Origin of the sequence: Myroides odoratimimus, assembly GCF_030326305.1 — a bacterium.
Taxonomy (GTDB): Bacteria; Bacteroidota; Bacteroidia; order Flavobacteriales; family Flavobacteriaceae; genus Flavobacterium; species Flavobacterium odoratimimum_A.
Genome location: NZ_JACAKB010000008.1, coordinates 108184 through 122089, shown reverse-complemented (window position 1 = coordinate 122089; position 13906 = coordinate 108184). Strand labels below are relative to the sequence as shown.

Below are 13906 nucleotides of genomic sequence, written 5' to 3'. Positions count from 1 at the left end.
TAGAATCATGTTAAATAAAATAATTGAGTTTTCTGTAAAGAATAAACTCATCATTGGGCTATTTGTATTAGCTCTAATCGGTGTTGGTATCTATCAGACATCTAAACTACCTATTGATGCTGTGCCTGATATCACAGATAACCAAGTACAAGTCATTACAGTTGCCCCTTCTTATGGAGCTACAGATATAGAGCGATTAGTAACCTTCCCTATAGAACAAGCGAATAGTAATATTCCAGGAATTAAGAATATGAGAAGTTTCTCTCGTTTCGGATTATCGCTAGTGACTATTGTATTTGACGAAGACGTAGATATCTATTGGGCAAGACAACAAGTAGGAGAACGCTTAAATCAAATTAAAGCAGATATCCCACAAGATATTGGACAACCAGAACTAGGTCCTATATCTACAGGACTAGGAGAAATATACCAGTATGTAGTAAGACCATTAGAAGGATATGAAGACAAGTTTGACCTTACAGAACTGAGATCAATACAAGATTGGATTGTACGCCGTCAATTACTCTCTGTTAAAGGAGTAGCCGAAGTCAGCAGCTTTGGAGGAAAACTAAAACAGTATGAAATAGCTGTTAATTCCAACAAACTAGACGCCTATGGCATTACGATTAACGATGTGTTCTCTGCTCTAGAAAACAACAATGAGAATACAGGTGGGGCTTATATAGAAAAAGGACCAACTGTATTATATATACGCACAGAAGGATTAGTAGCCACTATAGAGGATATTGAGAACATAGCTATAACCTCTAAGAATACTGAACTACCTCTTCTAATAAGAGATGTAGCTAAAGTACAGATAGGGCATGCTACACGATATGGCGCCATGACTTATAATGATAAAGGCGAAGTATCGGGAGCTGTCGTAATGATGCTTAAAGGAGAAAACAGTAATGATGTCATCAAAAATGTCAAAGAAAAAGTAGCTGAAATCCAAAAGACTTTACCTGAAGGCGTTGTTATAGAACCTTTCCTTGACCGTACTAAAATGGTTAATAATGCCATCAGTACAGTAGAAACCAATCTAACTGAAGGAGCCCTTATCGTCGTATTTGTACTAGTCCTATTCTTAGGAAATATGAGAGCAGGACTACTAGTGGCCTCTATTATACCCCTAGCGATGTTATTTGCTATTTGTATGATGAATCTTTTTGGAGTAAGTGGTAATCTAATGAGTTTAGGAGCTCTAGACTTTGGATTAATAATAGATGGAGCCGTTATCATTGTAGAAGCTGTACTCCATCAGTTCTCCCATAACGCCAGGTATAAATCTATGAATAGACTGTCTCAAGAAGATATGAATAAGACTGTAGTACACTCAGCATCTAAGATGATGAACAGTGCAGTCTTTGGTCAGATTATCATTCTTATCGTATACATCCCTATTCTTACATTAGAAGGTATCGAAGGTAAAATGTTTAAACCTATGGCTCAGACAGTAGCCTTCGCTCTATTAGGAGCATTCTTACTGTCTTTAACCTATGTACCGATGATGAGCTCACTGATCATGAGCCGAAAAGTAACTCATAAACCCAACTTCTCTGAAAGAGTAATAGCTAAACTAGAGAAGTTCTATCAAAAATGTCTTGTCAAAGTATTAGAAATACCAAAAACAATCTACGCTATTGTAGGAGTCTTATTTGCTATTGCCCTATACGTCTTATCTACTTTAGGAGGAGAGTTCATTCCTTCCCTTGAAGAAGGAGACTTTGCAGTAGACACAAAAGTACTAAATGGAAGTACATTAACCACCACAATAGAAAGTACACAAAAGACTGCACATATCCTTAAATCACGCTTCCCTGAAGTAGAGAAAGTAGTGACTAAGATAGGTAGTGCAGAAGTGCCTACAGATCCTATGCCTATGGATGCTAGTGATATGATGGTTATCCTAAAAGACAAGAAGGAATGGACATCAGCAAAGACTTTTCCTGAACTAGCAGAGAAGATGACTAAAGCATTAGAAGAAGTACCAGGTGTAACTGTAGGGTTCCAATTCCCTGTACAAATGCGTTTCAACGAACTAATGACAGGTGCTAGACAGGATGTCGTAGTCAAAGTATTCGGTGAAGACCTTGATCAATTAGCTGAAATAGCAGGCAAGATAGGTAATATAGCCAATGGTGTAAAAGGAGCTACTAACCTATATGTAGAACCTGTAACAGGAATGCCGCAATTAATGATTGAGTATAATCGTCCTGCTATTGCGCGTTACAGACTATCCATAGCAGAGATTAATAGAATAGTCAATTCTTCACTAGCCGGTCAGAGCACAGGTATGGTGTATGAAGGAGAAAAGCGCTTTGACATGGTTGTTCGTATGGATGAGACCAATCGAAAAAACTTATCTGATATCGAAAATCTCTTAATACCTACTCCTTTAGGCAATCAAGTTCCGTTAAATCAATTAGCGAATGTAGAAATAAAAGAAGGCCCTAATCAAATCCAACGCGAGAATGCACAGCGTAGAATATTCGTAGGGTTTAATGTAAAAGATCGAGATGTACAGAGTATAGTAGAAGAGCTACAAGAAAAAGTAGAAGTACAAATCAAACTACCTACAGGTTATCAAATCACCTATGGAGGACAATTCGAAAACTTAAACGAAGCAAAAGAGCGATTAGCCATAGCAGTTCCCTTAGCGCTTGTCTTGATATTCCTATTGTTATTCTTTGCCTTTAGAGATATCAGAGAGTGTTTAATGATCTTTACAGCCATCCCCCTTTCTATCATCGGAGGTGTATTCCTATTAGCACTTAGAGGCATGCCGTTCAGTATTAGTGCAGGAGTGGGCTTCATAGCTCTATTTGGTGTAGCTGTTCTAAACGGGATAGTACTTATTGCTGAATTTAATAGACTTCAGAAATCTGGAATAAAAAACATCGTATTCATCGTAGTTAGAGGAGCTAAATCTAGACTACGCCCAGTACTGATGACTGCCTGTGTCGCTTCCTTTGGTTTCTTACCTATGGCATTGAGTAACGGTGCAGGAGCAGAAGTACAGCGCCCATTAGCAACAGTAGTAATCGGAGGTTTAATGCTAGCTACATTCCTTACCCTATTTATACTACCATTGTTGTATATCACATTTGAACAAAAATTACACTTCAGCTTTATGAAAAAGAAAAAAGCGATAACAGCTATTGCTATCTTTTTAGGACTAGGTCTTTCTGCTCAGGCACAGACACCTATCAGCCTAGAGAATGCCCTAGCCCAAGCGATAGAAAATAACAGTACTATCCGTGCAGAAAAACTAAAAACAGAATATGCTAAAGCTTTTATTAAGACTGCCACAGATATACAACAAACAACGATCACAGGAGAGTTTGGACAGATAAACGGTCCTTATACGGACAATAAATTCTCTATTGCTCAGGACTTTGCTTTTCCGACGGTATATAATAAACAGAAGAACGTGTACAAAGCCGAACATCAACAAAGCATTTATAACCTTAACCTAAAAGGATATGAACTAAAGAAAACAGTCACGCAAAGCTTCTATGATTTTATCTATTGGCAAGAGAAAGAGGCACTATTACTACGTGCAGACAGTTTGTACGCTAATTTCTACAGCAAGGCTACTCTTCGTCTACAAAAAGGGGAGAGTAATATCTTAGAAAAAACAATGGCTCAGAATCAACAACTAAGTATTCAAGCACAATTAGGTGAAGTACAAAAAACAAAGCAGTTAATCCAACTTCAGCTCCAGTATTTACTAAATACATCTGAGAACATCATTCCTATTTTAGAACAGAAGAAGTTAGAACTGTCTAGTCTAGAAAGTGACTTAGAGAATAACCCTGTGCTACAATTGATAGAAAATCAAAAGATAATTGCACAAGAACAAACTAAACTAGAACGCTCTAAACAACTCCCTAACCTACAAGCCGCTTATCATAACAGTAGCTTTATGGGAATGGCTGCTAACGATGTATACTACGACAGAAATAATCGTTTCCACTCCTTTCAGGTAGGCATCTCACTACCCTTATTCACTAGTGGGCAGCGAGGTCGTATTAAAAGTGCCAAAGTAGCAGAAGAAGTAGCAGAAGCAGAATACGTGATGACTAGAGATCTTATGAATTCACGTTATCAACAGTTGTTAATAGCACATCAGAATAACCAAGATATTCTAAATAAATATGAGAGTTTCTCTTTTGATAATTCTGATACAATTACGAAAACAGCCCAATTACAATTCATCAACGGAGATATCAACTATCTAGAATATGTAATGCTGATCAACCAAGCTTTAGAAACTGTCAATAAGTACTTAGATACACTGAAAATGTACAATGACAATATCATCCAGATTAACTACTTAACTTCTAATAATTAATAATCATGTTATCTAAATATATCAATACCAAATACTTTGTTCTAGCACTTGCCTTAGGGAGTATCACACTATTCACACAATGCAAGACAGAGCCAAAAGAAGAAGATCCTATCTCTACCACAGATGAAGACACTACCACTGTACATCTAACAGATGCTCAGATGAAGAATACAACTATAGAAACGGGCTCTCTGACTGAGCGCAAAATAGCGACAACGCTAAAGCTAAATGGTAAGATAGATGTGCCACCACAGAACCTCATCTCCATAACCAACCCTCTCGGTGGCTACCTTAAGAGTACTAAGTTATTACCTGGTATGCATATCAAAAAGGGTGAACTAATCGCTACGATGGAAGACCCTCAGTATATTCAATTACAACAGAATTACTTAATCGCTAAGGACAAATATGAGTTTGCAAAACTAGATTACAACCGTCAGAAAGACCTAAACGCAAGTCAAGCGAGTAGTGATAAGGTAATGCAAATCGCACAAGCAGAGATGAACAATCAACGCATCACGATGAATGCCTTAGCACAACAATTGAGCTTAATCAACATTAGCCCTGCATCACTGACTCATACTAATATCAGTCGTAGTGTGAATATATACAGTCCTATTAACGGTTTTGTGAGTAATGTTTTTGTCAATGTAGGTAAGTATGTAACTCCTTCTGATGTTATGTTCGAACTTATTAACCCTACTGACATACATCTAAATCTAAAAGTTTACGAAAAAGACCTTGATAAACTAGAGATTGGACAGCGTGTAGTAAGTTATACTAACGGTGCACCTGATAAGAAATACGAAGGAGAGATTATACTAATCAGTATGGATGTAAACACAGATGGAGTCTCAGAAGTACATTGTCACTTTGAAGCTTTTGATAAGAAACTGGTTCCAGGTATGTACATGAATGCTGACATAGATACACACGCAGCTGTATCGCAAGCCTTACCTGAAGAAAGCGTTGTTTATTTTGAGAAACAAAACTTTGTTTTTATAGAAACAGCCAAACAAACTTATGAGATGACTCCTGTACAAATCGGTCCTAAAGAAGATGGATATGTACAAATAATAAACGCAGATCAATTAGCTAACAAGAAGATTGTTACTAAAGGAGCCTACACATTACTAATGAAACTGAAAAATACAGAAGAGGAAGAATAACTTCTCTTTTTATCCACTACCTAAGGGGGTATTATCTAGATAATGCTCCCTTTTGCTTTTTACGCAATAAGGAATCACTAATAAACAATATGTCAAAGAACTACACCTCAAAGCTACTATTCTACTGATATCGCTTCGATGATATAGACTCTTATGACTATATCTGACTCTATATGGTCGATAATGGTCGCAACTAATGGGACACTATAACATTAAAACCTCAATTATAAAAAAAATGCTACCCGAGAAGGATAGCATTCATATTATATCGTGATAACACCTAATTAAGGCATTAAAGCTTTTTGATATTTCTCAGCGATAGCTTGGAATCTAGCAGTTTGCTCTTTAGTGATAGTCGATGGGTCAGTTTTTTGTAACTCCTCAGCGATTTTCATTAATTCTTCACTTACTTTAGTAGCATCAGATACAGCAGCAGCGTCTCCAGCTTGTACTTTTTTCATCAAAGCGATGTGCTCATCAGCGATTTTTTCATACTTGTCTAATACTGCATCGTATCCAGAAGCAGCAGAAGCCTCTTCTTTAGCAGGTGCTTCTACTTCAGTTGTAGCAGCTTCTCCTTCTTTTGCAGTTTCTTTTTTCTCTCCACAAGCAACAGCTACCATAGCAGCCATTCCTAATACCATAAACGTGATTTTTTTCATAGTTAATTTTGTATATAATTAAACAAGCTTTAATTTATTAAGCCATACCTCTATTTACTTAATTATCATAAAGATATAACCCGATTAAAGACTAGGTAAATTTAACACAATTTAACTCACAACAAAATATTTAATAGATTTTTTTTTATTTATTACTCTCATTGACAACAAACAGCACTATTTCGCAAAATATTCACACTATCATATCAGCATCTAATCCACTATTCATAAAGGATAGCGATATTACACAGTTGCTTTTCGCTTCTAGCATACCCCTAAAGCACTCTTACTTATGTATAAATCAACCACTTATTTCCTATTGATTATTGCACTACCTTCAACCAAACGTCATAATACTGATGTAATTCATAAAATTATACCAAAATATTCTAATCTAAGTATCGATTATTCAATAGATATCCCCTAACTTTAGTTTTTCTAAGAGCCTTATCTTCCGATTGAGGCATTTTTTATTTACATAATACAGTAATTCTATTCACTATGAACAGACGTGATTTATTAAAACTATCAGGAACGTTGTTCGCAGGAAGTATCCTTACACAAGGATTTGCAACAACACAAGCATTAGAGTCTATTGCAGACTTAGGTTTACCAACATCAGTTGAAGACCCGTTATTTTTACATTTTAACGAAAATAGCTTAGGTATATCTCCTAAAGCTAAAAATGCAATTATTGACGTTTTATCTAATGTAAATCGATATCCTGACAGTTATATAAAAGAATTACAAAGCACCATAGCTGATACCTTTAAGATGTCAGCAGCACAAGTTACCATTGGTGCTGGTTCTTCTGATTTGATTAGAGCCACAGTGAATTTACAAGTATATAAAGCAATCAAGAATGGGCATAAGGTACAACTTATCTCACCAGATCCATCGTTCTTCTTAGCTGCTAGTCATGCAGAAGGCATGGGCATTCCAGTTGTTAATGTACCGTTAGACACTACATTCTGTATGGACATTCCTAAGATGAAACAAGCTGCAGATAGCTTTGACGGTATCTCTATCATCTATCTGTGCAACCCTAATAACCCGACAGGCACATTAACTAACTCTAGTACTATTGCTGATTGGGTGACTACTGTTGATGCTGAGAAAAACTTCTTTATGGTAGACGAAGCTTATGCAGAATACATTACTGACAAAAGCTTCGTGAGTGGGACTTCTTTTATCAGAGAAGGGAGAGAGAATGTTATCGTATTGCGTACCTTCTCTAAGATATTTGCTATGGCAGGTATGAGATTAGGATATAGTCTATCTACAGAAAGTCTAGCAAATGAATTAGTGCCATATATGGCAGTGGAGAATATCAGTACGCTTACTGCAGTAGCAGGTACAGCTTCTTTAAAAGACAATGCTTTCATCGTACACAGTAGAGCAGTGAATGCTAACTCTCTTGGTATCACCACAGAGACCTTTGAAGCATTAGGAATAGAATATCTACCTAGCCAAGGAAACTTCTTATTCCACAAGATAAAATGTGATCAACAGCAGTATATAGATGGTATGGCATCAGAAGGCATTATCGTAGGTCGTCCTTTCCCTCCCCTATTACAGTGGAGTAGAGTAACGTTAGGTACACCAGAAGAGATGAACCAGTTCTTAGCTGTTATCCAAAAATTCAAGAAGAAAGGATGGGTATAACCTCATCACTAATCTCAACACGAAATAAATAAACCATGCGCAAAATACTTAGTGCCATAGCGATGTTAATCTGTACTACATTAGTACACGCTCAATCTGACAAACTAAAAATAAAACAACTCAATGATAATATGTATATATACACTACTTATCAAGAGTTTCAGGGAGTAACATACTCCTCTAATTCGATGTACGTGCTGACAGACGAAGGTGCTATTCTAATAGACACACCTTGGGATAAAGATCAGTACGAGCCTCTAGTAGAGCACATCCGAACGAATCATAACAAAGAGGTAAAATGGGTCATCACTACCCACTTCCACGAAGATCGTTCAGGAGGATTAGGCTATTTTAACAGTACAGGAGCACAGACGTATACCTACGCATTGACCAATAAAATATTAAAAGAACGCAATGAGCCACAAGCTCAACATTCTTTTAATAAGGAAAAACAGTTTACCTTGGGCAATGAGAAGTTGGTTGTATCCTTTTTAGGAGAGGGGCATTCACTAGATAATACCGTAGTTTGGTTCCCAAAAGAAGAAGTGTTATACGGAGGATGTTTGATTAAGAGTGCAGAAGCTACGACTATAGGTAATATAGCCGATGGTAACGTAATAGCTTGGCCTAAGACTATCGAGGCTGTAAAACAAAAATTTAAGAATGCTAAAATCATTATACCAGGACACGATGAATGGGATATGACAGGGCATATCGAGAATACAGAGCGTATATTATCAGAATACAATCAACAACATTCAACTAAGAACGATTAATTAATATAGTAAATCAATAAACTTTAGGTTATTAACACTAAAATGCCAATGGCAGAGTTCCTAATCTTAAAGTCTTTTATTACTTTTGCACTATGGCAAAACAAGATGATATTTTTAAGAACGTTATTTCGCATGCTAAGGAGTATGGATACATCTTCCCTTCTAGTGAAATATACGATGGTCTAAGCGCAGTGTATGACTACGCTCAGAATGGTGTGGAGTTAAAGAGAAACATTAGAGAGTACTGGTGGAAATCCATGGTACAAATGCACGAAAATATTGTAGGAATTGATGCCTCGATTTTTATGCATCCTACCACTTGGAAAGCTTCTGGTCACGTAGATGCGTTTAATGACCCATTAATTGATAATAAAGACAGTAAGAAGAGATATAGAGCTGACGTTCTTATCGAAGACTACTGTGAAAAATTATACCAAAAGGCTCAAAAGGAAATCGAGAAAGCGAAAAAGCGCTTTGGCGAATCTTTTGACGAAGAACAATTCGTAGCTACTAACCCTCGTGTAATAGAATATCTAGCGAAGAAAAAAGAGATCTTAGAGCGTATGGCTCGTGGTCTTGATTCAGGAGATTTAGCAGATGTAAAAGCACTTATCGAAGAGCTAGAGATCGCTGACCCTGATACAGGATCTAAAAACTGGACTGAAGTACGTCAGTTTAACCTAATGTTTGGTACGAAGTTAGGAGCTTCTGCAGACTCTGCTATGGACTTATACTTACGTCCTGAGACCGCACAAGGTATCTTCGTAAACTTCCTAAACGTACAGAAGACAGGTCGTATGAAGATCCCTTTCGGTATCGCTCAGACAGGTAAGGCGTTCCGTAACGAGATCGTTGCTCGTCAGTTCATCTTCCGTATGCGTGAGTTCGAACAGATGGAGATGCAATTCTTTGTGAAGCCAGGAGAAGAGATGAAGTACTACGAGTACTGGAAAGAGACTCGTCATAAGTGGCACTTATCACTAGGTATGGGAGCAGAGAACTACCGCTTCCATGACCATGAGAAATTAGCACACTATGCTAATGCAGCTACTGATATTGAGTTTAACTTCCCATTCGGATTTAAAGAGTTAGAAGGTATTCACTCGCGTACTGACTTTGACCTTAAAGCACATGAGAAGTTCTCTGGTAAGAAACTACAGTTCTTCGATAACGAGACCAATACCTCTTATGTACCTTATGTAGTAGAGACTTCAGTAGGTCTAGACCGTATGTTCTTATCTGTATTCTCTAAATCATTAGTAGAAGAGACATTAGAAGACGGTTCTACACGTACAGTATTAAGATTACCATCTGTATTAGCTCCTACTAAGGCTGCTGTACTTCCATTAGTGAAAAAAGATGGTCTTCCTGAGTTAGCTCAAGAGATAATCGAAGAGCTTAAATGGGACTTTAATGTAGCGTATGATGAGAAGGATGCAGTAGGTCGTCGTTACCGTCGTGCAGATGCACTAGGTACGCCATTCTGTATCACTGTAGATCACCAGTCATTAGAAGATAAGACTGTGACTATCCGTCACCGTGACACGATGAAACAAGACCGTGTAGCAATCGCTGACCTTAAAAACATCATAGAGAACGAAGTATCTATGAGAAACTGGTTAAAGAAAATGATGTAATCCATCATCTACCCTATACACAAAAGCCACTCTGATACAGAGTGGCTTTTTTTTATTATTCAATAATTATATCATTTTAATATGTCTTTTAATACTATCTCTTTCAATGTATTATGTAATGTATTAAATATATCACGCTTATCTTCTTCGATATCATTTTGATCTACAGCTAACAATAAGAAATAATTTATTGGAACATTTAAAGCTTCACTAACCTTTTCTAAACTCTTCTTTTGAGGAAATGTATCCCCTTTTTCCATTAACGACAGAGCATTAATACTAATCCCTGTCTTATCAGACATTTCTACCAAAGTAAATCCTTTTTTCTTCCTAACTTCTCTTATTGCTTTACCTAATTCCATATAATTTACATTAATCTAATAATAAAGATCCTAATTTAGCAATACCAATAACAACACTAAAGATATCTATTATTTCTACTAAACTCTTTTTACTATCTAAAGCATTTATTAACTCGATTTTTTCTTCTGTTGAAATATATAAACTCTCTATTACAAGTTTTTTTAATTTATTTTTTTCTTCTTTATTCATTTTGATGTTTTCTTAAAATTAATAACTGGTTCTAACTACAGAACTATTGTTATTATTTTCTTCATCAATGAAACTATAATAAGTATATATTTTAATCACTTTAACAATCAACTCACTAAAATCAATTAGATAATAACTATTCCATAATACCTTTATAGAAAACATTACTTCAGACAACTTATCTAAAAGTAAAGTTCTAAAAAGTGATTTTATAAAATAAGAAACTCTCTCAAAATCTAAAACATTTATTTGTAGAAGAGTGCTATCTAACCAAACTGAATAGTGTGATGATACATCAACACCAAGTTGGCAAGCAATTTTTTTTTGCCTTTTTTTACCAATAATTCTAAACAAATAAAGTAAATAAAGTCTCTCATTACTTACAATCTTAGATAAAAAATCAGAAATACTCTCATTAATTTTTTCAGACAAGCTTATTGCCTTAACATTAAGCTCCTTACCTCTTTCAAGTATTTCTTTAACAAAAAAGTCCATAGTATTATGTATTGTTACATCTACTTTGATACTCTCAATACAATTTTTTACATCTTTTTCAAACATATAACCTACTACTAAACTTAAATTATTCACCACAAATATATACCAAAAAAACAAAATTACAAACAATAAATGTAAAAACAACACAATATACAATCTATTAAATTTAAAAAAATCATCCCATAGCAATCGCTGACCTTAAAAACATCATAGAGAACGAAGTATCTATGAGAAACTGGTTAAAGAAAATGATGTAATCCATCATCTACCCTATACACAAAAGCCACTCTGATACAGAGTGGCTTTTTTTATGTCATTAAGTGTGTACACTATGATTCTAACCATGCTTCATACTTGATCTCTTTATCAAGTCTCTTACACATCTTCCAGAATATCCCCGTCACCATTGCTCCTGCTAAGACAGTAGAAGTAGAACAATAAATTGATGATTCTCTTTTACTTTTCTTTCTTTTTTCTTATCTTTAAATATCATAATTCAAACATTATCTGTTATTTACAGATAAGTTAGCCCATTTTCAGTTCTTCTTTGCTAGGAGATTGTTCGGGTACAGATTTGATTTAGTTCGGTAAAAAAGTCTCTAGTCTAAGTAAACACAGGGTATTACCGAATAACTTCCGAACAATATTAATCCAAAAACACACAGATGATTAATTTACAACAAGTTACTCCTAACTCCTAACTCCATAATAACTTAAAAAAACCTTTTAAGGTCATTAACTCCAAATGAGGTCAAAAATGTTCTACTACATATTATTCTTATAGCTGTTACCACAAAAAACACAAATATTAACAGATAAAAATACTTCTTAATGTAGGTTAAGTGCTTAAAGCTAAATGTGGTACTACATTTGTAGTAAATAACAAAACAATTAAAATTATTATCATGAAAAAAATAGCATTATTATTCGTAGCAACATTATTCTCTGTTGCATCATTCGCCCAAACAAAATGGAATGTAGATAACTACCACTCATTTTTAAACTTCTCTGTGAAGCACTTAGGAATTTCTTTCGTAGATGGTCGCTTTGATAAATACGAGGGAACATTCGAAGGAACACCTGAAGACTTAACGAAAGGAACATTTAAATTCTCAGTAGATATGAACAGTGTGAACACATCTATCAAGATGCGTGACAACCACTTAAAAACAGATGATTTCTTCGCAGCTGAGAAATTCCCTGCAATGACTTTTGAAAGTAAATCAATCAAAAAAGTAGGTAAAGATCAATACAAACTAGAAGGTAACTTAACTATCAGAGATATCACTAAGCCTGTAACATTTGACCTTACTTATGGTGGTTTGTTAAAAGATGATGGGCAAGGAAATACTAAATTAGGATTCCAAGCGTCAACAACTATCAACCGTTTTGACTTCGGAGTAGCGTATGATCCATCAGGACAAGCTATCGCTAAAGATGTAAAAATAAATGTGAACTTAGAGTTCACTCAAGTAAAATAATCCTTTTACACATACTTAATTTCTGAAATAGGCTTCGCATTATTGTGAAGCCTATTTTACATTATAGCTATTCCCTATCTCACTCAAACAGAGCAACCGTAATCGTCAATTAATTAAAGATAATAAACTATGAACAAGAACATTATCTCGTTTATATTGCTTATTTTTATTTATATTAACAAATATAATTGCTATGAAAAAGATTTTATTGAGTGCTTTTATTGGAGCATTAGTTCTTACATCGTGTGGAGATAAGAACAAGAATGGTGAAGGAGACGGAGAGATTATTAAAGAACTAGTCACAAAACCTACACCTCCTAAAGCAGAAGGGCCTATACGAGTACTATTCGTAGGGAATAGCCATACAGAGTACTTCGCTAGTTTTCCAAAAATGTTAGACGCTCTAGCTAAGGAAAACAATAAACAAGTAGAGGTAAAATCTCTTTTAGAAATGGGAGTAAGCATAGATCAGATCATCTCTTCAAACAAGAAAAATGCTGAAAAACTATTTAATCAAATGGATAAAGATGGAAACTATCTAGACTATGTGATTCTACAAGAATCAACACCTGTAGCTATACAAGAGCTAGGCAAGTATAAATCTAACACAGCAGAGGTACATGACCAGATAGCCAAAAACAGCCCTGAGGTGGCGACATATATCTACGGTCTTACTGCTCCATTTGAATACGATAGTGCAGATTATAAGGATTACCAACCTCTACTGGTAGAGAATGGTGTCACAGTAGCTAAAGCGTTGCCTAACACTGGATTCTTAAACTTCTCAGCGGTATTAGGTGCTGCCTATGCTGACAAAGAAGGTTATACTGCTACTAAGGATGGCAAAGATATGCTACGTCATACAGATAGATCACGTCATATGCTTAATGATGCTGTCTTCGTAAACTCTATAGTGCTATATCAAACGCTGTTCGGTGAGACTCCTAAGATTCCACAACAGCTACCACTGAGCACGGGTCTAGGAGATGATGATACGATAAAACTGATGGATGTAAAAGAGGGTGTCAGCGATCCTGAGGGTTTACTTAAGATAGCTGCTAGCTTTAAGTAATAGTATACAACATAAATGAAAGGCTTGTCTCTAAGAG

At 35.7% G+C, this 13906-nt stretch carries 11 protein-coding genes; 7 read left to right on the top strand and 4 right to left on the bottom strand.

The window, feature by feature from the left end; all coding sequences use genetic code 11:
• Positions 1 to 7: 7 nt before the first annotated feature.
• Positions 8 to 4357 (top strand): CusA/CzcA family heavy metal efflux RND transporter, encoded by a 4350-nt coding sequence (locus HX049_RS08490; protein ID WP_286415410.1) that lies wholly within the window; start codon positions 8 to 10, stop codon positions 4355 to 4357.
• Positions 4358 to 4362: 5 nt separating this feature from the next.
• A complete protein-coding gene (locus tag HX049_RS08485) occupies positions 4363 to 5526 on the top strand; it encodes an efflux RND transporter periplasmic adaptor subunit (RefSeq protein WP_286415408.1) in 1164 nt (387 codons plus the stop codon).
• 284 nt (positions 5527 to 5810) lie between these two features.
• On the opposite strand, the gene HX049_RS08480 is transcribed toward HX049_RS08485, so the two are convergent.
• Complete coding sequence (locus HX049_RS08480) at positions 5811 to 6188, bottom strand: DUF6591 domain-containing protein (RefSeq protein WP_286415406.1); 378 nt, start codon at positions 6186 to 6188, stop codon at positions 5811 to 5813.
• Between the two features lie 501 nt (positions 6189 to 6689).
• On the opposite strand from HX049_RS08480, the gene HX049_RS08475 reads away from it, so the two are divergent.
• From HX049_RS08475 to HX049_RS08465, 3 genes are all read left to right on the top strand, one after another.
• A complete protein-coding gene (locus HX049_RS08475; protein ID WP_286415405.1) occupies positions 6690 to 7853 on the top strand; it encodes a pyridoxal phosphate-dependent aminotransferase in 1164 nt (387 codons plus the stop codon).
• 35 nt (positions 7854 to 7888) lie between these two features.
• Entirely contained in the window at positions 7889 to 8629 is a 741-nt protein-coding gene (gene blaMUS, locus HX049_RS08470; RefSeq protein WP_286415403.1) for an MUS family subclass B1 metallo-beta-lactamase, read from the top strand.
• Positions 8630 to 8721: 92 nt separating this feature from the next.
• Positions 8722 to 10266: a glycine--tRNA ligase gene (locus tag HX049_RS08465; RefSeq protein WP_286415401.1), complete on the top strand. Its 1545-nt coding sequence runs from the start codon at positions 8722 to 8724 to the stop codon at positions 10264 to 10266.
• 71 nt (positions 10267 to 10337) lie between these two features.
• Here the strand turns inward: HX049_RS08465 and HX049_RS08460 are convergent, their stop codons facing one another.
• The 3 genes from HX049_RS08460 to HX049_RS08450 are packed head-to-tail and all read right to left on the bottom strand — an operon-like array spanning position 10338 to position 11379.
• A complete protein-coding gene (locus tag HX049_RS08460; protein WP_286415399.1) occupies positions 10338 to 10628 on the bottom strand; it encodes a helix-turn-helix domain-containing protein in 291 nt (96 codons plus the stop codon).
• A 10-nt stretch (positions 10629 to 10638) separates the two neighbouring features.
• On the bottom strand, positions 10639 to 10818 hold the full coding sequence (locus HX049_RS08455) for a hypothetical protein (RefSeq protein WP_286415397.1): 180 nt from the start codon (positions 10816 to 10818) through the stop codon (positions 10639 to 10641).
• 18 nt (positions 10819 to 10836) lie between these two features.
• Positions 10837 to 11379 (bottom strand): hypothetical protein, encoded by a 543-nt coding sequence (locus HX049_RS08450; RefSeq protein ID WP_286415395.1) that lies wholly within the window; start codon positions 11377 to 11379, stop codon positions 10837 to 10839.
• 842 nt (positions 11380 to 12221) lie between these two features.
• Between HX049_RS08450 and HX049_RS08445 the strand changes: the two genes are divergently transcribed.
• On the top strand, positions 12222 to 12797 hold the full coding sequence (locus tag HX049_RS08445) for a YceI family protein (RefSeq protein ID WP_286415393.1): 576 nt from the start codon (positions 12222 to 12224) through the stop codon (positions 12795 to 12797).
• 193 nt (positions 12798 to 12990) lie between these two features.
• Positions 12991 to 13869 carry a hypothetical protein gene (locus HX049_RS08440; RefSeq protein ID WP_286415392.1) on the top strand — a complete coding sequence of 293 codons (879 nt, stop codon included), beginning with the start codon at positions 12991 to 12993 and terminating at the stop codon, positions 13867 to 13869.
• The last annotated feature ends 37 nt before the right edge of the window (positions 13870 to 13906 follow it).

Bases quoted from the DNA above. Each gene is read 5' to 3' on its own strand.
- HX049_RS08490 (WP_286415410.1), top strand. From the start codon at position 8: ATGTTAAATAAAATAATTGAGTTTTCTGTAAAGAATAAACTCATCATT.
- HX049_RS08485 (WP_286415408.1), top strand. From the start codon at position 4,363: ATGTTATCTAAATATATCAATACCAAATACTTTGTTCTAGCACTTGCC.
- HX049_RS08480 (WP_286415406.1), bottom strand. From the start codon at position 6,188: ATGAAAAAAATCACGTTTATGGTATTAGGAATGGCTGCTATGGTAGCT.
- HX049_RS08475 (WP_286415405.1), top strand. From the start codon at position 6,690: ATGAACAGACGTGATTTATTAAAACTATCAGGAACGTTGTTCGCAGGA.
- blaMUS (WP_286415403.1), top strand. From the start codon at position 7,889: ATGCGCAAAATACTTAGTGCCATAGCGATGTTAATCTGTACTACATTA.
- HX049_RS08465 (WP_286415401.1), top strand. From the start codon at position 8,722: ATGGCAAAACAAGATGATATTTTTAAGAACGTTATTTCGCATGCTAAG.
- HX049_RS08460 (WP_286415399.1), bottom strand. From the start codon at position 10,628: ATGGAATTAGGTAAAGCAATAAGAGAAGTTAGGAAGAAAAAAGGATTT.
- HX049_RS08455 (WP_286415397.1), bottom strand. From the start codon at position 10,818: ATGAATAAAGAAGAAAAAAATAAATTAAAAAAACTTGTAATAGAGAGT.
- HX049_RS08450 (WP_286415395.1), bottom strand. From the start codon at position 11,379: ATGTTTGAAAAAGATGTAAAAAATTGTATTGAGAGTATCAAAGTAGAT.
- HX049_RS08445 (WP_286415393.1), top strand. From the start codon at position 12,222: ATGAAAAAAATAGCATTATTATTCGTAGCAACATTATTCTCTGTTGCA.
- HX049_RS08440 (WP_286415392.1), top strand. From the start codon at position 12,991: ATGAAAAAGATTTTATTGAGTGCTTTTATTGGAGCATTAGTTCTTACA.